General features: G+C 58.9%; 34 protein-coding genes. All 34 read right to left on the bottom strand.

Translation table 11 applies throughout. From position 1 onward, the window contains the following. Positions 1–81: 81 nt before the first annotated feature. Positions 82–1,470 (bottom strand): group II intron reverse transcriptase/maturase, encoded by a 1,389-nt coding sequence (gene ltrA / locus R5M92_RS14290; RefSeq protein WP_346796639.1) that lies wholly within the window; start codon positions 1,468–1,470, stop codon positions 82–84. A 537-nt stretch (positions 1,471–2,007) separates the two neighbouring features. Then, positions 2,008–2,394, bottom strand: a complete 387-nt coding sequence (gene rplQ / locus R5M92_RS14295) for a 50S ribosomal protein L17 (RefSeq protein ID WP_346796640.1) — start codon at positions 2,392–2,394, stop codon at positions 2,008–2,010. Between the two features lie 39 nt (positions 2,395–2,433). Beyond that, positions 2,434–3,429, bottom strand: a complete 996-nt coding sequence (locus tag R5M92_RS14300; protein ID WP_346796641.1) for a DNA-directed RNA polymerase subunit alpha — start codon at positions 3,427–3,429, stop codon at positions 2,434–2,436. 98 nt (positions 3,430–3,527) lie between these two features. Beyond that, positions 3,528–4,148: a 30S ribosomal protein S4 gene (rpsD, locus tag R5M92_RS14305; protein WP_346796642.1), complete on the bottom strand. Its 621-nt coding sequence runs from the start codon at positions 4,146–4,148 to the stop codon at positions 3,528–3,530. Positions 4,149–4,160: 12 nt separating this feature from the next. Further along, entirely contained in the window at positions 4,161–4,547 is a 387-nt protein-coding gene (rpsK, locus tag R5M92_RS14310) for a 30S ribosomal protein S11 (protein ID WP_009723883.1), read from the bottom strand. 39 nt (positions 4,548–4,586) lie between these two features. Further along, positions 4,587–4,943, bottom strand: a complete 357-nt coding sequence (gene rpsM / locus R5M92_RS14315; RefSeq protein ID WP_346796643.1) for a 30S ribosomal protein S13 — start codon at positions 4,941–4,943, stop codon at positions 4,587–4,589. A gap of 123 nt (positions 4,944–5,066) precedes the next feature. Next, positions 5,067–5,180 (bottom strand): 50S ribosomal protein L36, encoded by a 114-nt coding sequence (gene rpmJ / locus R5M92_RS14320; protein ID WP_008959154.1) that lies wholly within the window; start codon positions 5,178–5,180, stop codon positions 5,067–5,069. Positions 5,181–5,230: 50 nt separating this feature from the next. Continuing rightward, positions 5,231–6,562 carry a preprotein translocase subunit SecY gene (secY, locus tag R5M92_RS14325; protein WP_346796644.1) on the bottom strand — a complete coding sequence of 444 codons (1,332 nt, stop codon included), beginning with the start codon at positions 6,560–6,562 and terminating at the stop codon, positions 5,231–5,233. Continuing rightward, a complete protein-coding gene (gene rplO, locus R5M92_RS14330) occupies positions 6,563–6,997 on the bottom strand; it encodes a 50S ribosomal protein L15 (protein ID WP_346796645.1) in 435 nt (144 codons plus the stop codon). Positions 6,998–7,000: 3 nt separating this feature from the next. Next, on the bottom strand, positions 7,001–7,183 hold the full coding sequence (gene rpmD, locus R5M92_RS14335) for a 50S ribosomal protein L30 (RefSeq protein WP_346796646.1): 183 nt from the start codon (positions 7,181–7,183) through the stop codon (positions 7,001–7,003). Positions 7,184–7,189: 6 nt separating this feature from the next. Next, on the bottom strand, positions 7,190–7,690 hold the full coding sequence (gene rpsE / locus R5M92_RS14340; RefSeq protein ID WP_346796647.1) for a 30S ribosomal protein S5: 501 nt from the start codon (positions 7,688–7,690) through the stop codon (positions 7,190–7,192). A gap of 11 nt (positions 7,691–7,701) precedes the next feature. Further along, the gene (gene rplR / locus R5M92_RS14345) at positions 7,702–8,052 is read right to left on the bottom strand and encodes a 50S ribosomal protein L18 (RefSeq protein ID WP_346796648.1); all 351 of its coding nucleotides are present in this window, start codon (positions 8,050–8,052) and stop codon (positions 7,702–7,704) included. Positions 8,053–8,061: 9 nt separating this feature from the next. Beyond that, complete coding sequence (gene rplF / locus R5M92_RS14350; protein ID WP_346796649.1) at positions 8,062–8,592, bottom strand: 50S ribosomal protein L6; 531 nt, start codon at positions 8,590–8,592, stop codon at positions 8,062–8,064. 9 nt (positions 8,593–8,601) lie between these two features. Next, a complete protein-coding gene (gene rpsH / locus R5M92_RS14355) occupies positions 8,602–8,994 on the bottom strand; it encodes a 30S ribosomal protein S8 (RefSeq protein WP_346796650.1) in 393 nt (130 codons plus the stop codon). Between the two features lie 33 nt (positions 8,995–9,027). Next, a complete protein-coding gene (gene rpsN, locus R5M92_RS14360) occupies positions 9,028–9,333 on the bottom strand; it encodes a 30S ribosomal protein S14 (protein WP_346796651.1) in 306 nt (101 codons plus the stop codon). Between the two features lie 10 nt (positions 9,334–9,343). Then, positions 9,344–9,883: a 50S ribosomal protein L5 gene (rplE, locus tag R5M92_RS14365; protein ID WP_346796653.1), complete on the bottom strand. Its 540-nt coding sequence runs from the start codon at positions 9,881–9,883 to the stop codon at positions 9,344–9,346. A gap of 18 nt (positions 9,884–9,901) precedes the next feature. Next, on the bottom strand, positions 9,902–10,216 hold the full coding sequence (rplX, locus tag R5M92_RS14370; protein WP_346796654.1) for a 50S ribosomal protein L24: 315 nt from the start codon (positions 10,214–10,216) through the stop codon (positions 9,902–9,904). A gap of 14 nt (positions 10,217–10,230) precedes the next feature. Beyond that, the gene (gene rplN, locus R5M92_RS14375; RefSeq protein ID WP_008959163.1) at positions 10,231–10,602 is read right to left on the bottom strand and encodes a 50S ribosomal protein L14; all 372 of its coding nucleotides are present in this window, start codon (positions 10,600–10,602) and stop codon (positions 10,231–10,233) included. Between the two features lie 47 nt (positions 10,603–10,649). Further along, complete coding sequence (gene rpsQ, locus R5M92_RS14380) at positions 10,650–10,910, bottom strand: 30S ribosomal protein S17 (RefSeq protein WP_346796655.1); 261 nt, start codon at positions 10,908–10,910, stop codon at positions 10,650–10,652. 1 nt (position 10,911) lies between these two features. Then, on the bottom strand, positions 10,912–11,103 hold the full coding sequence (gene rpmC / locus R5M92_RS14385; protein ID WP_346796657.1) for a 50S ribosomal protein L29: 192 nt from the start codon (positions 11,101–11,103) through the stop codon (positions 10,912–10,914). After that, positions 11,103–11,516 carry a 50S ribosomal protein L16 gene (gene rplP / locus R5M92_RS14390; protein ID WP_346796658.1) on the bottom strand — a complete coding sequence of 138 codons (414 nt, stop codon included), beginning with the start codon at positions 11,514–11,516 and terminating at the stop codon, positions 11,103–11,105. The genes rpmC and rplP overlap by 1 nt, the downstream gene beginning before the upstream one ends. Before the next feature lie 15 nt (positions 11,517–11,531). Further along, on the bottom strand, positions 11,532–12,233 hold the full coding sequence (rpsC, locus tag R5M92_RS14395; RefSeq protein ID WP_346796660.1) for a 30S ribosomal protein S3: 702 nt from the start codon (positions 12,231–12,233) through the stop codon (positions 11,532–11,534). A gap of 11 nt (positions 12,234–12,244) precedes the next feature. Further along, positions 12,245–12,577 (bottom strand): 50S ribosomal protein L22, encoded by a 333-nt coding sequence (gene rplV, locus R5M92_RS14400; protein ID WP_346796661.1) that lies wholly within the window; start codon positions 12,575–12,577, stop codon positions 12,245–12,247. A gap of 18 nt (positions 12,578–12,595) precedes the next feature. After that, complete coding sequence (gene rpsS, locus R5M92_RS14405) at positions 12,596–12,871, bottom strand: 30S ribosomal protein S19 (RefSeq protein ID WP_009098993.1); 276 nt, start codon at positions 12,869–12,871, stop codon at positions 12,596–12,598. Between the two features lie 33 nt (positions 12,872–12,904). Next, positions 12,905–13,735 (bottom strand): 50S ribosomal protein L2, encoded by an 831-nt coding sequence (gene rplB / locus R5M92_RS14410; protein WP_346796663.1) that lies wholly within the window; start codon positions 13,733–13,735, stop codon positions 12,905–12,907. 17 nt (positions 13,736–13,752) lie between these two features. Further along, positions 13,753–14,049 (bottom strand): 50S ribosomal protein L23, encoded by a 297-nt coding sequence (rplW, locus tag R5M92_RS14415; RefSeq protein WP_346796664.1) that lies wholly within the window; start codon positions 14,047–14,049, stop codon positions 13,753–13,755. Then, a complete protein-coding gene (rplD, locus tag R5M92_RS14420; protein WP_346796665.1) occupies positions 14,046–14,651 on the bottom strand; it encodes a 50S ribosomal protein L4 in 606 nt (201 codons plus the stop codon). The genes rplW and rplD overlap by 4 nt, the downstream gene beginning before the upstream one ends. Before the next feature lie 15 nt (positions 14,652–14,666). Beyond that, positions 14,667–15,305 carry a 50S ribosomal protein L3 gene (rplC, locus tag R5M92_RS14425; RefSeq protein ID WP_346796666.1) on the bottom strand — a complete coding sequence of 213 codons (639 nt, stop codon included), beginning with the start codon at positions 15,303–15,305 and terminating at the stop codon, positions 14,667–14,669. Between the two features lie 171 nt (positions 15,306–15,476). Further along, positions 15,477–15,788: a 30S ribosomal protein S10 gene (rpsJ, locus tag R5M92_RS14430; RefSeq protein WP_009098983.1), complete on the bottom strand. Its 312-nt coding sequence runs from the start codon at positions 15,786–15,788 to the stop codon at positions 15,477–15,479. 159 nt (positions 15,789–15,947) lie between these two features. Further along, the gene (gene tuf, locus R5M92_RS14435) at positions 15,948–17,141 is read right to left on the bottom strand and encodes an elongation factor Tu (protein ID WP_346796667.1); all 1,194 of its coding nucleotides are present in this window, start codon (positions 17,139–17,141) and stop codon (positions 15,948–15,950) included. Between the two features lie 29 nt (positions 17,142–17,170). Continuing rightward, positions 17,171–19,294 carry an elongation factor G gene (gene fusA, locus R5M92_RS14440; RefSeq protein WP_346796668.1) on the bottom strand — a complete coding sequence of 708 codons (2,124 nt, stop codon included), beginning with the start codon at positions 19,292–19,294 and terminating at the stop codon, positions 17,171–17,173. A gap of 98 nt (positions 19,295–19,392) precedes the next feature. Then, on the bottom strand, positions 19,393–19,863 hold the full coding sequence (gene rpsG / locus R5M92_RS14445; RefSeq protein WP_346796669.1) for a 30S ribosomal protein S7: 471 nt from the start codon (positions 19,861–19,863) through the stop codon (positions 19,393–19,395). A gap of 155 nt (positions 19,864–20,018) precedes the next feature. After that, positions 20,019–20,393, bottom strand: a complete 375-nt coding sequence (gene rpsL / locus R5M92_RS14450) for a 30S ribosomal protein S12 (RefSeq protein ID WP_009098973.1) — start codon at positions 20,391–20,393, stop codon at positions 20,019–20,021. 164 nt (positions 20,394–20,557) lie between these two features. Continuing rightward, complete coding sequence (gene rpoC, locus R5M92_RS14455) at positions 20,558–24,778, bottom strand: DNA-directed RNA polymerase subunit beta' (RefSeq protein WP_346796671.1); 4,221 nt, start codon at positions 24,776–24,778, stop codon at positions 20,558–20,560. Between the last annotated feature and the right edge of the window lie 10 nt (positions 24,779–24,788).

Below are 24,788 nucleotides of genomic sequence, written 5' to 3' on the forward strand. Positions count from 1 at the left end.
TCAAGCAGGATCGAGTAGGAGGGGGAGTCGCCTCCCCCGTCCTCTCACACCACCGGGCATACGGTTCCGTACCACGGCGGTTCATGAACAACGTTTGAGCCATCTTACCGTATCGAGTATCGAGATCAGGCCCTGATCGTAAAACCACTTTCTCGGCAGGGCCTGGTTCATGTGCGAAGCCCCGGCGTTCCACCAGGGACCTCGACCATTACCCACCGATTTCCAAGCACGACGCGCGTCCAGGCCCAGTGCCATAAGCTTGTGACGCCGGGTCTTTGGACGCTTCCACTGCCGCCAGACCACATCGCGTAAGCGGCGGCGTATCCATTGGTCCAACGCGTCCAAGGGGCTTTTCACATCAACCAGGTTGAAGTAGTGGGCCCATCCTCGCAGGACGGGCCCCAACTTTTCGATTATCCGTTGGATGTTACGCCCTCTGCCACGTTTCAGGATCTCACGGACACGCTGCATCATGCGCTTCAGGCTGGCCTTGGCGAGCGTCAGCTTCGACTGCTTATGCCAAGTAAGGCTGTAGCCCAGGTAGCCGCGTCGCCATGGCCGATCCACCGCACTTTTACGGCGGTTGACCGTCAGCCGCAGTGAGTTCTCGATATGCTCACTCAAGCTGTCCATGACACGCTCGCCTGCTCGCCGACTTTTGACATACACCTGGACGTCATCGGCGTAGCGGCAGAAGCGATGGCCGCGGCGTTCCAGCTCCTTATCCATGTCGTCCAGCAGGATGTTCGCCAGTAGCGGGCTGAGTGGCCCACCTTGGGGCGTCCCCTGCCGTCGCGGCGTGGGGAGACCCTGCTGGAACATGCCCGCCTCCAGATAGCGGCGGATTAGACGCAGCACGCGCTTGTCATCAACGCGCCGCGCGACCCGTGCCATCAGCAGGTCGTGATTCACTCGATCGAAGAAGGCTTCCAGGTCAAGATCGACCACCCAGCGGTGGCCGGCGGTGACGTGGGCCTTCATGGCCGAGACGGCCTGCTTGGCACTCCGCTTGGGGCGGTAGCCGTAACTCGACTCGGAGAACGCTGGATCGAAGATCGGCATGAGCGCCTGGGACATCGCTTGTTGGATCAACCGGTCGGTAACCGTGGGGATGCCCAGTTGCCGCGTTCCACCCTTGGGTTTGGGGATCGTGGCGGTTCGGGTCGGGCTGGGATGATACTCATTGGCCAACAGCCGCTCGCGCAGCATTGGCCAATGCGTCTTTAGGTGGTCAGCTAGCTGATGCACCGTCATGCCATCGACACCCGGTGCGCCTTTGTTGCTAACCACCTTACGGTAAGCTCGCTCCATGTTTTCCGGATCAACGACCCATTCCATGAGCGAGGCTGGCTCCGCTTTCGTCCACGATAACGACGCCGGGCTCGTCTCGACGCTCACCGGCTGGGACGCGGGGTGCTGCCCCTGCCCCTCTGGGTGAGTGACGGTATTAGCGTCAGTGTCTGTCTTCATGATCGATCCTCGAGACGTTATCGCCTACTCGCGGTTCTTCATGTTCGGCCCTTGGTGCCGCAGTAAACCGGCACTTACTATGGCCTCGGCTGACGTCTGGTGATCCATCCCGTCGCCTCTCGACGCCGGTAGCACCGTGGCAGACCACCAGACCTCCCAGGGTAAGACGCGCGACCTTCCCGCTTATGCCTGTCGGATCTACGTCATGGCGTTCCGTGCAAGTACCGGGCTTTGATGATTATGGCCATCTCACCCCGCCATGCCGCCTCGTATCCGCTTTCTGTTCGGCTAGGCGCCCCCGTCGAGCCAGCGTTTTGCCTTAGGCTTCCTTCAGATTCCCCCTCGCGAGGGACACCCTTGCCGTCGGCTAGCACTTCCCCTTGCCGGGCGTGCAGGGGACTTTCACCCCCAAGTCATCCTGAGGCACCACCCTCAGGAATAGCGCCAGTCAAGGCGCTGCGCGCCATGCCTGGCGCACCATAAAAAAACCGACCCGGATGGGTCGGTTTTCGATACGTACCGGAGCAGCGCGGAGGATTACTCCTCGGCGGCGGCTTCTTCGATCACGGGACGGTCAACCAGTTCGACGTAGGCCATCGGGGCGTTATCGCCGGTGCGGAATCCGCACTTGAGAATACGGACGTAACCGCCCGGACGCTCGGCGTAACGCGGACCCAATTCGTTGAACAACTTACCCACCGCTTCCTTGGAGCGCGTGCGGGCAAAGGCCAGACGACGATTGGCAACGCTATCCTGCTTGGCCAGGGTGATCAGCGGCTCGATGACGCGACGCAGCTCCTTGGCCTTGGGCAGGGTTGTCTTGATGACTTCGTGCTCGACCAGCGAGACGGACATGTTCTTGAACATGGCCTGGCGGTGCGAGCTGGTACGATTTAGATGACGACCACTCTTACGATGACGCATGGTTGTGATTCCTTACCAAACTGGGACTCAAGTCGACGCTCACGCGGAGGCCTTGTCGTCCTTCAGGCTTGCCGGCGGCCAGTTCTCCAACCGCATGCCCAGGGACAGGCCGCGGGCGGCCAACACGTCCTTGATTTCATTCAAGGACTTCTTGCCGAGATTCGGCGTCTTCAACAGCTCGACTTCGGTGCGCTGAATCAGGTCGCCAATGTAGTAGATGTTCTCGGCTTTCAGACAGTTGGCACTGCGAACGGTCAACTCGAGATCGTCTACGGGGCGCAGCAGGATGGGATCGACGTGATCCTCTTCCTCTTCGACTTCCTGTTCCTTGTCGGCTTCCAGATCGACGAAGGCGGCCAGCTGCTCTTGCAGGATGGTGGCGCTGCGACGGATAGCCTCTTCCGGATCCAAGGTACCATCTGTTTCCAGATCGATGATCAGCTTGTCCAGGTCGGTACGTTGCTCGACACGGGCAGCTTCCACAGCGTAGGAAACACGGCGAACGGGGCTGAAGGTGGCATCCAGCTGCAGGCGACCGATCGCACGGGTTTCTTCATCGGAACCACGCGTATCCGCGGGTTCATAACCACGACCCAAGGCGACCTTGAGCTGAATCTTCAGCTCCGCGCCTTCGTTGACGTGAGCGATGACATGATCCGGATTGACGATCTCGACGCTATGATCAAGCGCGATATCACCAGCGGTCACGACGGCCGGGCCCTGCTTGTTCAGCGAGAGCACCGCCTCATCGCGGCTGTGCATCTTGATCGCTACATCCTTGAGGTTCAGAAGAATCTCAATGACGTCTTCCTGCACCCCTTCAATGGCACTGTACTCGTGCTCGACTCCGGCAATCTCGGCTTCCACCACGGCGCAGCCGGGCATGGACGAGAGCAGGATGCGACGCAGTGCATTGCCCAGGGTGTGGCCGAAACCACGCTCGAACGGTTCGAGCACGATCTTGGCATGATGTGCGCTGATTTCTTCGACCTTGATATCGCGGGGACGAAGAAACTCTGTCACTGAACGCTGCATAAGAATACCTTTCAGGCTGCCAAACGGATACTTGGTACTCGGCACGGCCTGACGCTGGTGTTATCCCTGCGCCAGGCCGACAAGAAACAGAAAACTGCTTACTTGGAGTACAGCTCGACGATCAGGTTTTCGTTGATGTCGGCAGTCAGGTCACCGCGTTCAGGCAGAGCCTTGAAAGTGCCTTCCATCTTCTTGGCGTCGGTTTCGATCCAGACCACATCGCCACGATTGGCCGCAATGGCCAGCGCGCTTTGAATGCGGGCCTGGTTCTTGGCCTTTTCGCGAACGGAGACCACGTCACCGGGCTTGACCTGATAGGACGCCACGTTGACGGTCTTGCCGTTCACTGAAATCGCCTTGTGGCTGACCAGCTGACGCGCTTCAGAGCGAGTCGAGCCGAAGCCCATACGGTAGACGACGTTATCCAGTCGGGATTCGAGCAGTTGCAGCAATACTTCACCGGTCGCCCCTTTCAAGCGAGCGGCTTCCTTGTAGTAGTTGCGGAACTGCTTTTCGAGTACGCCATACATGCGACGTACTTTCTGCTTCTCGCGAAGCTGCAAGCCGTAGTCTGAAAGACGTTGACGACGCTGGCCGTGTACACCCGGGATCTGCTCGGATTTACACTTTTTCTCGAAGGGAGTCACACCACTCTTCAAAAAGAGGTCTGTGCCTTCACGACGAGACAGTTTGCACTTCGGTCCAATATAACGAGCCATGAATCTGTCTCCTTAAACGCGGCGTTTCTTCGGCGGACGGCAGCCATTATGGGGAATGGGCGTCGCGTCGGTGATGCTTTGCACGCGGAAGCCGGCGGCATTCAGAGCGCGCACGGCGGATTCACGGCCGGGACCGGGGCCTTTGACCAGCACGTCGACGTTTTTCACACCATACTCGGCTGCAGCAGTTGCTGCACGTTCACTTGCCACTTGAGCAGCGAACGGGGTGCTCTTGCGAGAACCACGAAAACCCGAACCACCGGCAGTTGCCCAGGAGAGAGCATTGCCCTGGCGGTCTGTGATCGTCACGATCGTGTTGTTAAAAGAGGCATGGATATGCGCTACGGCATCCACTACCTGCTTTTTAACCTTTTTACGGTTGCTACGCGGGTTAGCCATGTTGATGTCTATTCCTGTCTTTACGCCAGAACGTGCGTGTTATTTGCGGATCGGCTTACGCGGGCCCTTGCGGGTACGCGCGTTAGTCTTTGTCCGCTGACCACGCAGCGGGAGACTACGACGATGACGCAGACCACGATAGCAACCCAAGTCCATGAGACGCTTGATATTCAGCGTAACATCACGACGAAGGTCGCCTTCTACGGTGTACTTGCCGACTTCAGAACGCAGGGTGTCCAGCTCATCAGAGGACAGATCCTGAATCTTGGTAGTCGGGGCAATACCGGCAGCAGCACAAACGTGCTCTGCGCGAGTACGGCCAATCCCGAAGATATAGGTCAGCGAGATCGCCGCATGCTTGTTGTCCGGGATATTGACGCCTGCAATACGGGCCATCAGCTTACTCCGAAATTTGAGCGGCTTGCTCGTTGGGTCATCTACAAAAGGCGCAACAGCATACCCCTTAACCTGCCTAAAGGCAAGGGGCATGCTGGCACCCGGTTAATCACAGCCCAGGATCTAGCCCTGGCGCTGCTTGTGCCGCGGTTCGCTGCAGATGACGCGGACAGCGCCATTGCGACGAATTATCTTGCAGTTACGGCACATTTTCTTTACGGAAGCTCGAACTTTCATCGTTCTTTCTCCAAAAACGGCTCGCGGCACGTCAATTAATTGACGGCGCCTCAGCGCATGATGCCGCCGCTACCGTAGCCTTTCAGGTTGGACTTCTTCATCACCGAGTCATATTGATGCGACATGAGATGCGACTGCACCTGGGCCATGAAGTCCATGATGACCACAACCACGATCAGCAGCGACGTACCGCCGAAGAAGAACGGCACGTTCCACGCCACGATCAGGAACTGGGGCATCAGGGAAACCGCAGTGATATACAAGGCACCGAACAGGGTCAGACGAGTCATGACCTTGTCGATATAGCGAGCGGTCTGCTCGCCGGGGCGAATGCCCGGCAGGAAGGCGCCTGACTTTTTCAGATTGTCAGCCACATCCTTGGGGTTGAAGACCAGCGCTGTGTAAAAGAAGCAGAAGAATACCACTGCCGCCGCGAAAAGCAAGATGTAAAGCGGTTGGCCTGGACCTAGCGCCTGGGAGGCTCGCTGCAGCCACTCCATGCCATCACCCGCGCCGACCCATTGGCCGATGGAAGCGGGGAACAACAGGATACTGGAGGCAAAGATCGCCGGAATGACACCGGCCATGTTGACCTTCAGCGGCAGATAACTGCTCTGCCCGGCATACATCTTGTTGCCTACCTGACGTCGCGGATAATTCACCTTCAAGCGGCGTTGGCCACGCTCGATGAAGACCACGAACGCCACGGTGGCGATACCCAGCACCGACAGAGCCAGCAACGGAAGCACATTCCAAGCGCCTTCATTGCGCGCCAACTCGAACGCCTGGCCCACGGCACTGGGCAATGCGGCGACGATACCGGCGAAGATCAGCAACGAAATACCGTTGCCGATACCCTTCTCGGTAATCTGCTCCCCCAGCCACATCATGAACACCGCCCCCGACACGAAGGTGACGATAGCGGTGAAATAGAAGCTGAAGTCGGCGGTGTAGGCTATGCCTTGGCTCGCCAACCCGACCGACATGCCGGTGGCTTGTACAAACGCAAGTAACACCGTGCCGTAGCGGGTGTACTGGCTGATCTTGCGGCGGCCGGACTCGCCCTCCTTCTTGAGCTGCTCAAGATGGGGCGAGACCGCAGTCATGAGCTGCATGATGATCGACGCGGAGATATACGGCATGATCCCCAACGCAAAGATACTCATGCGCTCCAGGGCGCCACCCGAGAACATGTTGAACATGCCCAGGATGGTACCCTGTTGCTCCCTGAACAAGGCAGCAAGCTGGTCAGGATTGATACCGGGAACGGGAATGTGGGCACCGATACGGTACACCACGATGGCGAGGAGCACGAAGCGCAAGCGCGCCCATAGTTCACTCAGACCGCTGCCCATCGCCGGCATATTTCCTGACTTGGCCATTTAGTCCTCTACCTTGCCACCGGCGGCTTCGATCGCAGCACGGGCACCCTGGGTGACCTTGATGCCGCGGACCGTAACCGCCTTGTTCAGTTCGCCGGAAAGGATGATCTTCGCATGAAGCGTCGCATCCTTCAGCACGTTGGCTTGCTTCAGGGTTTCCAGCGTGACTTCGTCACCGGCAACCTTGCCAAGTTCGGCCAGGCGGACTTCTTCAGATACCAGCGATTTAGCGGACGTGAAGCCGAACTTCGGCAACCGACGCTGCAGCGGCATCTGACCGCCTTCGAAACCAGGCTTGACGCTACCGCCACTGCGCGCTTTCTGGCCTTTGTGGCCACGGCCGCCGGTCTTGCCCAGACCGGAACCGATACCACGACCAACGCGCTTTTCAGCGTGCTTGGAGCCCGGGGCCGGGCTCAGGGTATTGAGTTTCATGGATTACTCTCCCTCAACGCGCACAAGGTAGTTGACCTTGTGGATCATGCCGCGCACGGCAGGGGTGTCTTCCAGTTCAACCGTATGACCGATGCGACGCAGGCCCAAGCCACTCATGGTAGCTCGATGCTTGGGCAAGACGCCGATGGTGCTACGGATCTGGGTAACCTTGATCGTTGCTGCCATGGTGTCTTACCCCGTGATCGCTTCGACAGACAGACCGCGCTTGGCGGCCACGTCTTCCGGTGCCTGCATGGAGGAGAGACCTTTGACAGTCGCCCGCACCACGTTGACCGGGTTGGTGGAACCGTAGCACTTGGCCAGGACGTCGTGGACGCCGGCCAATTCCAGCACGGAACGCATGGCGCCACCAGCGATGATCCCGGTACCTTCAGAAGCCGGCTGCATGTACACCTTGGAGGCGCCGTGACGGGCCTTGACCGGGTACTGCAGCGTGTTGCCGCTGAGAGTGACCTTAACCATGTTGCGACGAGCCTGGTCCATCGCCTTCTGGATCGCGACCGGCACTTCACGTGCCTTGCCACGACCGAAACCGACACGACCTTTACCATCACCAACGACGGTCAGCGCGGTGAAGCCGAAAATACGACCCCCCTTGACCACCTTGGCGACACGGTTGACCTGCACCAACTTCTCTTGCAGATCACCGTTTTGCTGTTCGTTCTTCGCCATCGTAAAACCCTTTAGAATTCCAGGCCGCCTTCACGAGCGGCGTCGGCCAGAGCCTTGACGCGACCGTGATACTTAAAACCAGCACGATCGAAGGCCACCTGGGTGATGCCTGCTTCCTTAGCGCGTTCCGCAATCAGCGCACCCACTTTGGTAGCGGCGTCTGCGTTGCCGGTTGCACCCTCACGCAGCGCCTTGTCCAGCGTAGATGCGCTGGCCAGCACCTTGCCACCATCCGGCGAGATAATCTGCGCGTAGATGTGACGCGGGGTACGGTTGACGCACAGGCGATACACGCCCAGCTCGCGGATCTTGGCGCGAGCGCGGCGGGCACGACGGAGACGAGATTCTTTCTTCGCGTTCATAACCCTGCCTTACTTCTTCTTGGCTTCTTTGCGACGCACCTGCTCGTCGGCGTACCGGACACCCTTGCCTTTATACGGCTCAGGCGGACGGAAGGCGCGGATTTCCGCAGCGCACTGACCGAGCTTCTGCTTGTCCGCGCTTTTCAGCACGATCGTGGTGTTCTTCGGCGTTTCCGCCGTGACACCTTCAGGCAGTTCGTAGTCGACCGGGTGCGAGAAGCCCAGTGAAAGATTGAGCGTCTGGCCCTTAGCTTGGGCACGATAACCGACGCCGATGATTTCGAGAGACTTCGTGAAGCCCTCGGATACGCCCGTAACCAGGTTCTGAACCAGGGCACGGGTAGTACCGGCCATCGCCCAGCTCTTGGCGCTTTCGCTCGGGGCGAAGGTCAGCTGGCTGTCTTCCTGACCTATCACCACGTCCTGGTGGATAGGCATGGACAGCGTACCCTGACCGCCTTTGGCGGTCAGTTGGTCGCCATCAATCTTGATGTCGACTCCGGCGGGTACTTTTACCGGATATTTGGCTATACGGGACATTCCAGCCTCCTAGAATACGGTGCAGATGACTTCGCCACCGACACCCGCCTGACGTGCGGCACGATCGGTCATCACCCCGTTGGAGGTGGTGACGATCGCGATACCCAGACCATCGGCGACCTTAGGCAGGTTGGCCTTGCCCTTGTACTGGCGCAGGGAAGGCTTGGAAACCCGTTGAATGTGCTCGATGACCGGCTTGCCCTCAAAGTACTTGAGGGTCACGGTCAGCTCGGGCTTGACGCCTTCGGCAACCGTGATGTCGGCAATGTAGCCCTCTTCTTTCAGCACGCGGGCCACTTCCACTTTCAACTTGGAGGACGGCATGGTGACCGTCTCCTTGGTGGCCATCTGCGCATTGCGGATACGGGTGAACATATCCGCCAGAGTGTCTTGCATGCTCATTTAATGTGCGCTCCTGATGATTCTACGTGACGGTTACCAGCTGGACTTCTTGAGTCCAGGGACATCGCCACGCATGGCGGCTTCACGCAGCATGTTGCGGGCAAGCCCGAACTTGTTGTAAAAGCCGTGCGGACGACCGGTGATACGGCAGCGGTTACGCTGGCGTACCGGGCTCGAGTCGCGCGGCAGTTGCTGCAGCTTCAGCGTCGCCTCGAAGCGGTCTTCGTCGGAAGCATTCACATCGCTGATGATCGCCTTGAGTTCAGCGCGCTTGGCCGCGTACTTCTTGACCAGGTCGGCACGCTTGAGCTCACGCTCTACCATGCTTTTCTTTGCCATGATCCCACCCTTATTTCTTGAACGGGAAGTTCAGCGCGGTAAGTAATGCGCGACCTTCCTCATCGGTGTTGGCGGTAGTGATGATGGTGACGTCCAGCCCCCGAACGCGATCGATTTTATCATACTCGATCTCCGGGAAGATGATCTGCTCACGCACCCCCATGGAATAGTTGCCGCGACCGTCGAAGGACTTCGGGTTGAGACCACGGAAGTCACGCACGCGAGGAATCGCGATGTTCACCAGACGGTCCAGGAAGTCCCACATGCGCTCGGCGCGCAGGGTCACCTTGATCCCGATCGGCCAACCTTCACGCACCTTGAAGCCCGCGATGGACTTGCGTGCCTTGGTCACCAGCGGCTTTTGACCGGAGAGCTTCTCCAGGTCGCCGATGGCGTTGTCGATCAGCTTCTTGTCGCTGACCGCATCGCCGATACCCATGTTCAGAGTCACTTTCGTGATCCGGGGTACCTGCATCACGTTGGCGTAGCTGAACTGTTCTTTAAGTCCTGCCACCACCTCGTTTTGATAACGTTCTTTCAAGTTCGCCATTTTGCTACCCGACTCGCGTTAGGCGTCGATCTGCGTCTGCGTCGACTTGTAGATACGTACCTTGGTACCGTCTTCCTTCACTTGGAAGCCGACGCGATCCGCCTTACCGGTCTCCGAATTGAAGATGGCTACGTTGGACGCGTGAATCGGAGCCTCACGCTCGACGATACCGCCCTGATTTCCCGCCATGGGATTCGGCTTGGTGTGACGCTTGATCATGTTCACACCGGACACCACGAAACGGTTTTCCATTACCCGCTTAACGGTGCCGCGCTTGCCTTTATCCTTCCCGGCGATGACGATGACTTCATCGTCACGTTTGATCTTTTGCATATCCGCCTCGCTCCTTACAGCACTTCAGGCGCCAAGGAAATGATCTTCATGAACTTTTCGTTACGCAGTTCACGAGTCACCGGCCCGAAGATACGGGTACCGATGGGCTGTTCGTTGGTGTTATTCAACAGAACCGCCGCATTTCCATCGAAACGGATCAGCGAACCGTCGGGACGACGGACGCCACTACGGGTCCGAACCACGACCGCTTTGAGCACCTGGCCTTTCTTGACCTTGCCACGCGGAATCGCTTCCTTCACCGTGACCTTGATGATGTCACCAACACGAGCGTAGCGACGGTGTGAACCGCCCAACACCTTGATGCACTGCACCCGGCGCGCTCCGCTGTTGTCGGCGACATCCAGCATTGTCTGAGTCTGAATCATCGGTTTTCTCCAAACCTAATCTGACTGCACTCGTTGGGCAGGTCGGGTTAACCCTTGGCCTGCTCAACCACCTCGACCAGCGTCCAGGCTTTCTTCTTGGAAAGCGGACGGCACTCCTGAATGGAAACCATATCGCCGGCCTTTGCCTGGTTCGCCTCATCATGGGCGTGCAGCTTGGTGGAGCGCTTCATGTATTTTCCGTAGATCGGGTGACGCTCGCGACGCTCGATCATGACGACAATGGACTTGTCCATCTTGTCGCTCACCACCTTACCGGTGAGCATACGGGCTTTCTTTTCTTCGGCCATCTCAGTCACCTGCCTTCTCGTTGAGCACAGTCTTCACGCGGGCGATGTCCCGACGGACCTGCTTGAGCAGATGGCTCTGGCTCAGTTGGCCGGTGGCCTTCTGCATGCGCAGGTTGAACTGCTCGCGGAGGAGTTCGAGGAGCTGTTCTTGCAACTCGCCGACTGACTTTTCACGAATTTCGTTGGCTTTCATCACATCACCGTCCGTTTCGCAAAGGTGGTGGATATGGGCATCTTCTGGGCGGCAAGCTCGAACGCTTCACGCGCCAGTTCTTCCGACACACCTTCAATCTCATACAGGACCCGACCCGGCTGGATCTGGGCTACCCAGTACTCGACCGAACCTTTACCCTTACCCATACGAACTTCGAGTGGCTTCTTGGAAATCGGCTTGTCGGGGAAGACGCGGATCCAGATCTTGCCGCCACGCTTGACGTGACGTGTGATCGCACGACGGCCGGCTTCGATCTGGCGCGCAGTGATGCGGCCGCGACCGGTTGCCTTGAGACCGTATTCCCCGAAGCTGATCTTGCTTCCGCGATGCGCCAGGCCACGGTTGCGGCCTTTCATCATCTTGCGGAATTTCATGCGCTTGGGCTGTAACATCGACTCGCTCTCCCCTTACCTGGAACCTTTCTTCTTGGGCGCGTTGCCGGCAGGCTGTTGCTTCGCCCTGGCACGTACTTCCTCGATACCGCCGAGGATTTCACCCTTGAAGATCCACACTTTGACGCCGATGACGCCGTAGGTGGTGTGAGCTTCGTAAGTGGCGTAGTCGATATCCGCACGCAACGTGTGCAGCGGAACGCGACCTTCGCGGTACCATTCGGTACGTGCGATTTCAGCACCACCCAGACGACCGGACAGCTGAATCTTGATGCCGCCAGCGCCAAGACGCATGGCGTTCTGTACCGCGCGCTTCATGGCGCGACGGAACATCACGCGACGCTCGAGCTGACCCGCCACGTTGGCAGCGACCAGCTTGGCATCGAGTTCCGGCTTGCGAACTTCTTCGATGTTGACGTGCACCGGCACACCCATCATCTGGGTGAGGTCACGACGCAGCTTGTCGACATCTTCGCCTTTCTTGCCAATCACGATGCCCGGACGGGCGGTGTGAATGGTGATACGGGCGTTGTTGGCCGGACGCTCGATATGAATGCGGCTCACGGAAGCGTTCTTGAGACGCTCTTCCAGGAAGCTACGCACTGCGAGATCGTTGTTGAGCTTGTCGGCATAGGCGCCGCGCTCGGCATACCAGACGGAAGCATGGTCTTTGACGATGCCCAGTCGGATGCCCGTTGGATGTACTTTTTGACCCATCTGGTCGACTCCTACTTCTCGGCTACCTTGACGGTGATGTGGCAGGTGCGCTTCAGAATGCGATCCGCACGGCCCTTGGCGCGCGGACGGATGCGCTTGAGCGTCATGCCCTCATCGACGCAGATGGTCGAGACACGCAGCTCGTCGATATCCATGCCGTTGTTTTCTTCCGCGTTTGCAATGGCGGACTGAAGCACTTTCTTGACCAAATGGGCAGCCTTCTTCGGGGAGAAGGTCAGCAGGTCGAGTGCCTCGGCGACCGGTTTACCGCGCACCTGGTCAGCCACCAAACGGGCCTTCTGGGCGGATAAACGAGCGCCACGCAGCTTAGCTGTGACTTCCATCTCTCAATCCTCTTTGGCTTACCGTTTGGCTTTCTTGTCCGCCGCATGGCCGCGATAAGTGCGGGTAGCAGCGAATTCGCCCAGCTTGTGGCCAACCATTTCCTCGGAGACATGCACCGGGACATGTTGGCGACCGTTATGGACCGCAATGGTGAGACCCACCATGTTCGGCAGAATCATCGAACGACGCGACCAGGTCTTGATCGGTTTGCGGTCGTTCTTCTCCACTGCAGCCTCAACCTTCTTCAAAAGATGCAGGTCAATGAAGGGACCTTTCTTTAGTGAACGTGGCACAGCCGTTACCTCTTAATGTCTTGGCAATTTAGATCAACGCGTCTTGTTACGGCGACGAACGATCAGCTTGTCGGTGCGCTTGTTCTTGCGTGTCTTGTAACCCTTGGTCGGGACACCCCACGGGGTAACCGGGTTACGACCACCACTGGTGCGGCCTTCACCACCACCGTGCGGGTGATCCACCGGGTTCATCGCGACACCGCGAACTGTCGGACGTACGCCTCTCCAGCGCTTCGCACCGGCCTTGCCAAGTTGACGCAGGCTGTGCTCGGAGTTGCTCACTTCACCCAGGGTCGCGCGACATTCCGCCAGGATCTTGCGCATTTCGCCGGAACGAAGACGCAAGGTGGCGTAGTTGCCTTCACGCGCTACCAGCTGAGCACTGGTGCCGGCACTACGAGCGATCTGTGCGCCTTTACCCGGCTTGAGTTCGATGCAGTGCACCGTGGAACCCAGCGGGATGTTGCGCAGCGGCAATGCATTGCCTTTCTTGATCGCCGCATTGACACCGGATTCCAGCGTGTCGCCGGCTTTCACACCTTTCGGTGCGATGATGTAACGACGCTCGCCATCGGCATACTTCAGCAGCGCGATGTGTGCACTACGGTTGGGGTCGTATTCCAGGCGCTCGACGATGGCGGGAATGCCATCCTTGGTGCGCTTGAAATCGATCAGCCGGTAATGCTGGCGATGACCACCGCCGACGTGGCGGGTGGTGATGCGGCCGTTGTTGTTACGTCCACCAGACTTGGACTGCTTTTCAAGTAGCGGTGCATACGCACGGCCCTTGTACAGCTCCTCGCCTACGATCTTGACGACGTGGCGACGACCGGCGGATGTGGGTTTGGTCTTGACGATTGCCATTATCCGTACTCCTGCCCTTATTCGGCGCCAGAGAAGTCTTCGAGCGTTTCGCCCGCGGCCAGGGTCACATACGCCTTGCGGTAACCCTTGCGTTGGCCGATGCCGTTTGCAGTACGCTTGGTCTTGCCCTTGACGTTCAATACCTGAACGCCACCGACCTTCTTGCCGAACAGTTGCTCAACGGCTTTCTTGATCTCGGGCTTGGTGGCATCAGTTGCCACCTTGAAAACGTACTGGTTACGCTCGGCGGCCATCGCGGCCTTTTCGGTCACGTGCGGTCCAAGCAGAACCTTGAATACGCGTTCCTGGTTCATGCCAGCTTCTCCTCGAATTTACGCAGGGCGGAGACGGTGACCAGGACCTTGTCAAAGGCGACCAGGCTCACCGGGTCAGCTGCCGCGACGTCCACCACATCGACGTGGGGAAGGTTGCGTGCGGCCAGATAGAGCTTCTCGTCGATTTCTTCGGTGACGATCAGAACCTTTTCCAGGTTCAACTCTTTCAGCTTGGCAGCGACCTGCTTGGTCTTGGGCGCTTCGACATTGAACTCGTCGATGGCGACCAAACGCTCCTGACGCACCAGCTCGGAAAGGATCGAGCGCATCGCTGCGCGGTACATCTTGCGATTCACTTTCTGGGAGTGATCCTGCGGACGCGCCGCGAAGGTCACGCCACCGCTGCGCCACAGCGGAGAGCGGATGGTACCGGCACGCGCACGGCCAGTGCCTTTCTGACGCCACGGTTTCTTACCACCACCACGGACATCGGAACGATTCTTCTGAGCACGCGTCCCCTGGCGACCACCGGCCAAATAGGCGGTAACAACCTGGTGAACCAGCGCCTCATTGAAGTCTTTGCCAAAAGTGGCGTCGGCTACTTCAACGGTACCCGCGCCTGCAGCAAGATTCAGATTCATTGGTAATTATCCCCTTCAGCCAGCTTTCACGGCGCTGCGCACGATGACGTCACTACCGGTTGCACCCGGTACGGCGCCCTTGATCAGCAGCAGATTGCGCTCGGCGTCGACACGGACGATTTCGAGGCTTTGCACGGTGCAGCGGACGTTGCCCATCTGACCGGCCATCTTCTTGCCCTTGAAAACGCGACCCGGGGTTTGACACATACCGATAGAACCCGGCGCACGGTGCGACAGGGAGTTACCATGGGTATTGTCCTGGGTACGGAAGTTCCAGCGCTTAACAGCGCCCTGGAAACCTTTACCCTTGGAGGTACCGGTCACATCAACCATCTGACCAGCTTCGAAGAGGGATACGGTGAATTCGCCACCCACCTCTGGAGTTTCGTCGCCTTCAGTCAGGCGGAATTCCATCAGTGAACGACCAGCCTCCACACCCGCCTTGGCAAAAACGCCTGCCCGGGCTTTGGTTAGGTGCTTGGCTTTGCGGGAGCCAGTTGTAACCTGAACCGCTGCGTAGCCATCGGACTCGACGGACTTCACGCAAGTGATGCGGTTAGGCTCAACTTCAATAACGGTTACGGGCACGGATGCGCCGTCTTCGGTAAAGACGCGGGTCATCCCGGCCTTTGTACCGACCAAACCGATAGTCATTCTCAGTTCTCCTATAGTGTACGGGGCTATCACCCGCTATGGCTGCCCTTTCCAGAGCATTCCACTAGCACATTGTATGACGCCATCTCGGCGTGGCGGCTGCTGCTTGGTGTCTAGCACTTGAGAACAGGCACTTGAAACCAGGCGCTGGGCCGCGAGTGTCTAGTGTTATCAGTCGAGCTTGATTTGCACGTCTACGCCAGCGGCGAGGTCGAGCTTCATCAATGCGTCAACGGTTTTCTCAGTGGGTTCGACGATGTCGAGCACACGCTTGTGGGTACGAATCTCATACTGATCACGCGCATCTTTATTGACGTGCGGTGAAATCAGGATGGTGTAACGCTCGCGATTGGTCGGCAGCGGAATCGGACCACGAACCTGGGCGCCAGTACGCTTAGCGGTTTCAACGATCTCCGCTGTGGACTGATCGATCAGGCGATGGTCGAATGCTTTCAACCGAATGCGAATCTTTTGGTTCTGCATTTGCCCTAAACTCCAATGGATGTCGACGGCGCGAGCCGTCTACCCACGCATTCAAAGGATGCGCATTATAGGCACGCCGGCTGCCAGTGTCAAACACTTGCTACCGGTGCGCAGAAAAGGGGGCTCTTGCGAGCCCCCTTGATCATTCCAGATGCTAACTTACTGGACGATCTTGGCCACAACACCGGCGCCGACGGTACGACCGCCTTCGCGAATGGCGAAGCGCAGGCCGTCGTCCATGGCGATCGGAGCGATCAGCGTCACAACCATCTTGACGTTGTCGCCCGGCATGACCATTTCAACGCCTTCCGGCAGTTCACAAGTACCGGTCACGTCGGTGGTACGGAAGTAGAACTGCGGACGGTAGCCCTTGAAGAACGGCGTATGACGACCACCCTCTTCCTTGGACAGAACGTAGACTTCGGCTTCGAAAACGGTGTGCGGGTTGATGGTGCCCGGCTTGGCCAGAACCTGACCACGCTCGACGTCATCACGCTTGGTACCACGCAGCAGCGCACCAACGTTCTCGCCGGCACGACCTTCGTCGAGCAGCTTGCGGAACATTTCGACACCGGTAACGGTGGTCTTGGTGGTGTCGCGGATACCCACGATTTCGACTTCTTCACCCGCCTTGACGATACCGCGCTCAACACGACCGGTTACCACGGTACCGCGGCCGGAGATGGAGAACACGTCTTCGATCGGCATCAGGAACGGCTGGTCGATGGCACGCTCGGGCTCAGGGATATAGTCGTCCAGGGCCTTGATCAGGTTGGCAACGGCGGTAGTACCCATGCCATTGTCATCTTTGCCTTCCAGCGCCATCAGCGCGGAACCGGTGATGATCGGAGTGTCGTCACCCGGGAAGTCGTACTGGTCGAGAAGTTCACGAACTTCCATTTCGACCAGTTCGAGCAACTCTTCGTCATCGACCATGTCAGCCTTGTTCAGGAACACGACGATGTACGGTACGCCAACCTGGCGAGACAGCAGGATGTGCTCGCGAGTCTGCGGCATCGGGCCGTCAGCAGCAGAACAAACCAGGATAGCGCCGTCCATCTGCGCCGCGCCGGTGATCATGTTCTTGACGTAATCGGCGTGTCCCGGGCAGTCGACGTGTGCGTAGTGACGCGTCTCTGACTGGTATTCGACGTGAGAGGTGGCGATAGTGATACCGCGCTCACGCTCTTCCGGGGCGTTATCGATAGCGTCGAACTCGCTCCAGCTACCACCGAATACTTCGGCGGAAACACGAGTCAGGGCCGCTGTCAGGGTCGTTTTACCGTGGTCAACGTGACCGATGGTACCGACGTTGACGTGCGGTTTGGAACGTTCAAATTTTTCCTTAGCCACTGCTATAACCTCTTTACGTTAGCTAACGGTTAACCGTTTTGGTTGATGACGGCTTCTACGACGCTGGAGGGCGCCTCGTCGTACTTCGCGAACTCCATGGAGTAGCTCGCACGGCCCTGGGTCTGAGAACGCAGATCGGTTGCGTAACCGAACATTTCACCCAGCGGCACCGTTGCGCGGATGATCTTGCCCGAAGACGAGTCATCCATACCCTGCACCAGACCGCGACGACGGTTCAGGTCACCCATGACGTCACCCATGAAATCCTCGGGAGTCACGACCTCGACCTTCATCACCGGTTCCAGCAGCACGGCCTTGGCCTTCCTGGCGCCTTCCTTGACTGCCATGGAAGAAGCAATCTTGAACGCGGTCTCGTTGGAGTCCACGTCATGGTAGGAACCATCAAACAGCGTGACCTTGACGTCGATCATCGGGTAACCGGCGATGACACCGTTTTTCAGCTGCTCGTAGGCACCTTTCTCGACCGCCGGGATGTATTCCTTGGGAACCACACCGCCAACGATCTCGGAAACGAATTTGAAGAAGATTTCGTCCTCTCCTTCGCCCTTCTCTTCCGCAGTCAATGGCTCGATACGCATGACGACGTGGCCGTACTGACCGCGACCGCCCGACTGGCGCACGAACTTGCCTTCCTGCTCGACACTGCCGCGAATGGTTTCGCGATAGGCGACCTGAGGCTTACCGATATTGGCTTCCACCTTGAACTCGCGACGCATGCGGTCAACAAGAATATCCAGGTGCAGCTCACCCATACCGGAGATGATGGTCTGGCCGGTCTCTTCGTCGGTCTTGACCTGGAAAGAGGGGTCTTCCTGGGCCAGCTTGCCCAGTGCCACGCCCATCTTTTCCTGGTCGGCCTTGGATTTCGGCTCGACGGCAACGGAGATGACCGGATCCGGGAACTCCATGCGCTCGAGAACGATCTTGTTATCGATATCGCACAGGGTGTCGCCGGTGGTGACGTCTTTCAAGCCGATACAGGCCGCGATGTCACCCGCCAGAACTTCCTTGATCTCTTCACGCGAGTTGGCATGCATCTGAACGATACGACCCACACGCTCCTTCTTCTGCTTGACCGAGTTGTAGACACCGTCGCCGGATTTCAGAACGCCGGAGTAGACACGGATGAAGGTCAACGTACCGACGAAGGGGTCGGTCGCGATCTTGAACGCCAGCGCCGAGAACGGAGCGCTGTCGTCAGCTTCACGCGTATCGATGGTGCCGTCCTTGTCGTCCAGCTCACCTTCGATGGCCTTGACTTCGGTCGGGGACGGCATGTACTCGATGACACCGTCAAGCACCGCCTGAACACCCTTGTTCTTGAACGCGGAACCGCAGGTGACCAGCACGATCTCGTTGGCCAGGGTGCGCGAGCGCAGGCCGGCCTTGATCTCTTCGGTGGTCAGCTCGCCGCCTTCCAGGTACTTGTCCATCAGCTCTTCGGAGCCTTCGGCAGCCGCTTCGATCATCTCTTCGCGGTACTTCTCGGCGGTTTCCTGCAGCTCGGCCGGGATATCGACGAGGTCGTACTTCATGCCCAGGCTTTCCTCATCCCACAGGATAGCCTTCATCTCAATCAGATCGATAACGCCCTTGAAATCCTCTTCTGTGCCCCAGTTGATCTGGATCGGCACAGCGTTGGCACCCAGGCGCTCCTTCAACTGGTCGACGACCATGAAGAAGTCGGCACCGGTACGGTCCATCTTGTTGACGAAGACCATGCGCGGCACTTCGTACTTTGTGGCCTGGCGCCATACGGTTTCGGTCTGCGGTTGAACGCCGGAAGAGCCGCACAGTACAACGACCGCGCCATCGAGTACGCGCAAGGAACGCTCGACTTCGATGGTGAAATCAACGTGCCCCGGAGTATCGATGATATTGATACGGTGCTCATCGAACTGGTGGTTCATCCCTTTCCAGAAGGTAGTAACAGCAGCCGAGGTGATAGTAATACCACGCTCCTGCTCCTGCTCCATCCAGTCAGTGGTAGAGGCGCCTTCGTGGGTCTCGCCCAGCTTATGGTTGAGGCCGGTGTAGAACAGCACCCGCTCGGTCGTCGTGGTCTTGCCAGCGTCGACGTGGGCAACGATCCCGATATTGCGATAACGGTTAAGTGGTGTCTTGCGTGCCACGGTGAAACTCCCGTTGGTTAACGATGCGTTGTGAAGCGATACGTCCGTGCCGCTCGCGATAGTCGACAATGACCTGGCGAGCGGCATTCAACGCGAGCTTAGAAGCGGTAGTGCGAGAAGGCCTTGTTGGCTTCTGCCATACGGTGCACGTCTTCACGCTTCTTGACAGCGGAGCCCTTGCCTTCGGCGGCATCCAGCATTTCACCCGCCATACGCTGCACCATGGTCTTTTCACCGCGACGACGCGCCGCATCCACCAGCCAACGCATGGCCAGTGCCTGACGGCGTGAGGGGCGAACTTCAACCGGCACCTGATAGGTCGCACCACCGACGCGGCGCGACTTGACTTCGACCATCGGCTGGATGGCTTCCAGCGCCTTGTCAAAGATCTCCAGCGGGTCTTCCTTACTGCGCTCGGCAACCTTGTCCAACGCACCATAGACGATGCGCTCAGCTACGGACTTCTTGCCGCTGACCATCAGGTGGTTCATGAACTTCGCCAGGCGCTCACTTCCGAACTTGGGATCCGGCAGGATTTCGCGTTTGGCTACAACTCTTCTTCTAGGCATGATAAGCCCTCAATTAAGGATCCTTCAGGTAAACCCGGGACGCTCGAAGCCTTCCGCCTCCGCCCGACCTTACTCTTATCAGACCGTCATCTATTCAATATCGTATCGATACAGCACGAGACATCAGGGCAGGCGCAAGCCTACCGGGCCCATACTCAAGACTTCGGACGCTTGGTACCGTACTTGGAACGGCCCTGCTTACGATTCTGTACGCCGGAAGTATCAAGGGCGCCGCGGACGGTGTGATAACGCACACCCGGCAAATCCTTCACACGACCGCCGCGAATCAACACGACAGAGTGTTCCTGCAAGTTGTGACCTTCACCACCAATGTAGGAAGACACCTCGAAACCGTTGGTCAGGCGCACACGGCAGACCTTACGCAGGGCCGAGTTCGGCTTCTTGGGGGTAGTGGTGTAGACGCGGGTGCAAACACCGCGCTTCTGCGGGCAGGCCTGCAACGCCGGCACGTCACTCTTGGTGACGGGGCGTTTGCGCGGCTTGCGCACGAGCTGATTGATTGTTGCCATGGTGTGTAGCTGACTCCAATGGTTGCCTTGGCCTTTCAGCGGCTGCGGGCGCACCCGCCCCACTGTTAAAGGCTGCGCATTCTAATGGTTGATACTGCTGGCCGTCAAGCGTTGCCGGCACGTTATGTGCCGACAGCGCCTTCCAGCAGATCGGGTTGCGTTGTTTAGAGGTCTTCCTCTTCGGAATCCAGCGCTGTCAGCTGGGCTCCCAACTCCTGTTCCACCTCGGTGGCCGAGGGGCTGAACAGGCGTTCCGCGTCTTCGCGCTTGCGGCGACGCTCGGCGTGGTGAGTCAGGCCGGTACCGGCCGGGATCAGACGTCCCACCACCACGTTTTCCTTCAGGCCACGCAGATAATCGCGCTTGCCGGTCACCGCTGCCTCGGTCAGTACACGAGTCGTTTCCTGGAACGACGCCGCGGAAATGAACGATTCGGTGGCCAGGCTGGCCTTGGTGATACCCAGCAGCAGGCGAGTGTACTTGGCCGGGAACTTGTCTTCCTTTTCCAGGCGCGCGTTCTGCTCGAGCACCCGCACCAATTCCGCTTGGTCGCCGGTGATGAAATCGGAATCGCCGGCGTCGCTGATCTCCACCTTGCGCAGCATCTGACGCACGATCACTTCGATGTGCTTGTCGTTGATGCCCACACCCTGGAGGCGATAGACCTCCTGGACTTCGGCGGTGATGTACTTGGCCAGTTCCGCCACGCCCAGCAGACGCAGGATGTCGTGGGGATTGCTCGGGCCGTCGGAGATCACTTCGCCCTTCTCGACGCTTTCCCCTTCGAACACCGCGATCTGGCGCCACTTGGGAATCAATGCCTCGAACGGATCGCCACCGCCTTCCGGCGTGATGGTCAGGCGACGCTTGCCCTTGGTCTCTTTACCGAAGCTCACCACACCGCTGATTTCAGCGAGAATGGCCGACTCCTTCGGCTTACGCGCCTCGAACAGGTCGGCAACCCGCGGCAGACCACCGGTGATGTCCTTGTTGCCCGACGCTTCGACCGGAATACGGGCGACGACTTCACCGACACCGATGGTCGCGCCATTATCCGCCGAGACGATCGCCTTGCCCGGCAGCAGGTACTGAACCGGGGTGTTGGCGCCGGAGACGGAAACGTATTCGCCTGCTTCATCCTGCAACATGATCATCGGGCGCTTGTCGCGGCCGGCCATCGGCCGTGCGGCGGACTCGATGACCTCGATGGACGACAGGCCGGTCATTTCGTCGACGCTGCGGTGCATGGTGACACCTTCGTCGAGGTCGACATACTGCGCCTTGCCTTCCACTTCCGCGATGATCGGGTGGGTGTGCGGATCCCACTTGGCCACCATGGTGCCCGCATCGACCGTCTCGCCATCGCGTACGGAAAGCTCGGCACCGTAGGGCAGCTTGTAGTACTCGCGCTCACGGCCGTGTTCGTCGGCAACGGCCAGGGCGCTCGAACGCGATACCACGACCAGCTTGCCGTCGCCACGCTCGACGTACTTGATGTTGTGCAGACGCACCTTGCCACCATGCTTGACCTGAACGCTGTCTACGGCGGAGGAGCGCGAAGCGGCACCACCGATGTGGAACGTCCGCATGGTCAGCTGGGTACCCGGCTCACCGATCGACTGTGCGGCGATGACACCGACCGACTCGCCGATGTTGACCTGATGACCACGGGCCAGGTCGCGGCCGTAACAGCTGGCGCAGACACCGTGGGGCGTTTCACAGGTGATCGTCGAGCGCACGATGATTTCGTCGACACCCATGGTGTCGAGTTCGGCGCACCACTTCTCGTCGAGCAGCGTTCCCCGGGGGATCAACACGTCGTCGTTCGACGGATCGATGACATCCTGAGCGACCACACGCCCCAGCACGCGCTGCGACAGTGGCACGATGATATCGCCACCCTCGATGATCGGGTGCAGGGTCAGGCCGTTTTCGGTGCCACAGTCGATCTCGGTGATGACCAGATCCTGGGCCACGTCGACCAGGCGACGAGTCAGGTAACCGGAGTTGGCCGTCTTCAGGGCCGTGTCCGCCAGACCTTTACGTGCGCCGTGGGTCGAGATGAAGTACTGCAGTACGTTCAAGCCTTCGCGGAAGTTGGCGACGATCGGCGTCTCGATGATCGAGCCGTCCGGCTTGGCCATCAGGCCGCGCATACCGGCGAGCTGGCGGATCTGGGCGGCCGAACCACGGGCGCCGGAGTCGGCCATGATGAAGACGCTGTTGAACGAGTCCTGCTCGACTTCGTTACCGTCACGGTCGATCACGGTCTCCTTGGAGATGCCCGTCATCATCGCCTTGGCCACCTTATCGTTGGCCTTGGACCAGATATCGATGACCTTGTTGTACTTCTCGCCCGCCGTTACCAGGCCAGAAGAGAACTGGTCTTCGATCTCCTTGACCTCGGCTTCCGCCGCGTCGACGATTTCGGTCTTGGCGTCGGGGATGACGAAGTCATTGACACCGATGGAGGCGCCCGACCAGGTCGCCAGACGGAAACCGGTGTACATCAGCTGGTCGGCGAAGATGACGGTCGGCTTGAGGCCGGCACGACGATAGACTTCGTTGATCAGCTTGGAAATCGCCTTCTTCTTCATCGGCTGGTCGATCAGCTCGAAGGGGACGCCTTCGGGCAGGATGCGGAACAGCAGCGCACGCCCGACGGTGGTGTCGTAGACACGGCGGTGCTGGCTGCGCTCACCGGTCTCTTCGTCGACATCCACTTCGTCCAGGCGCACCTTGACCCGGGCATGCAACGACGCGCTCTGGGTACCGAAGGCGCGCTCCACCTCGTTGAGGTCGGAGAACACCATGCCCTCGCCCTTGGCGTTGATCTTTTCGCGGGTCATGTAGTACAGACCCAGTACCACGTCCTGCGACGGCACGATGATCGGCTCGCCGTTGGCTGGCGACAGCACGTTGTTGGTCGCCATCATCAAGGCGCGCGCTTCGAGCTGGGCTTCCAGGGTCAGCGGTACGTGGACCGCCATCTGGTCGCCGTCGAAGTCAGCGTTGTAGGCGGCACATACCAAGGGGTGCAGCTGAATCGCCTTGCCTTCGATCAACAGCGGCTCGAACGCCTGGATGCCCAGACGGTGCAGAGTCGGCGCGCGGTTGAGGAGTACCGGGTGCTCGCGGATGACATCGGCGAGGATGTCCCACACCTCCGGCAGCTCGCGTTCGACCATCTTCTTCGCCGCCTTGATCGTCGAGGCGTAGCCCAGCGACTGCAGCTTGGAGTAGATGAACGGCTTGAACAGCTCCAGCGCCATCTTCTTGGGCAGGCCACACTGGTGCAAGCGCAGCGTCGGACCTACGGTAATCACCGAACGACCTGAATAGTCGACGCGCTTACCCAGCAGGTTCTGACGGAAACGACCTTGCTTACCCTTGATCATGTCGGCGAGCGACTTCAACGGGCGCTTGTTGGAGCCCGTAATCGCACGGCCACGACGACCATTGTCCAGCAGCGCATCGACCGCTTCCTGCAGCATGCGCTTCTCGTTGCGCACGATGATGTCCGGCGCATTCAGATCAAGAAGACGCTTCAGGCGATTGTTGCGGTTGATCACACGACGGTAAAGGTCGTTGAGATCCGAGGTCGCGAAGCGGCCACCGTCAAGCGGTACCAGCGGACGCAGGTCCGGCGGCAGCACGGGCAGCACTTCCATGACCATCCACGCGGGCGCATTGCCGGAGTGGTAGAAGGCTTCTAAAAGCTTCAAGCGCTTGGAGAGCTTCTTGATCTTGGTTTCGGAGTTGGTCTGCGGGATTTCCTCGCGCAGGTGATTGATCTCTTCTTCGAGATCGATATCTTTCAGCAACTCCTGAACAGCTTCGGCACCCATACGGGCATCGAAATCGTCGCCGAACTCTTCCAGGGCTTCGAAGTACTGCTCGTCGTTCAACAGCTGGCCACGCTCCAGCGTGGTCATGCCCGGGTCGATGACGACGAAGCTCTCGAAGTATAGCACCCGCTCGATATCGCGCAGGGTCATGTCGAGGAACATGCCGATACGTGACGGCAGCGACTTCAGAAACCAGATGTGCGCGACCGGCGAGGCCAGCTCGATATGGCCCATGCGCTCGCGGCGTACCGCGGCCTTGGTCACTTCGACGCCGCACTTCTCGCAGATGATGCCGCGATGCTTCATGCGCTTGTACTTGCCGCACAGGCACTCGTAATCCTTCACCGGACCGAAGATCTTGGCGCAGAACAGGCCGTCGCGCTCCGGCTTGAAGGTGCGGTAGTTGATGGTCTCGGGCTTCTTCACCTCGCCGAAGGACCAGGAGCGAATCATGTCCGGCGACGCCAGGGTAATCTTGATCGCGTCAAATTCTTCGGACTGAGACTGCGATTTGAGGACTTTCACCAAATCTTTCATTGGGAGGCTC

Source organism: Halomonas sp. Bachu 37 (assembly GCF_039691755.1).
Taxonomy (GTDB): Bacteria; Pseudomonadota; Gammaproteobacteria; order Pseudomonadales; family Halomonadaceae; genus Vreelandella; species Vreelandella kashgarensis.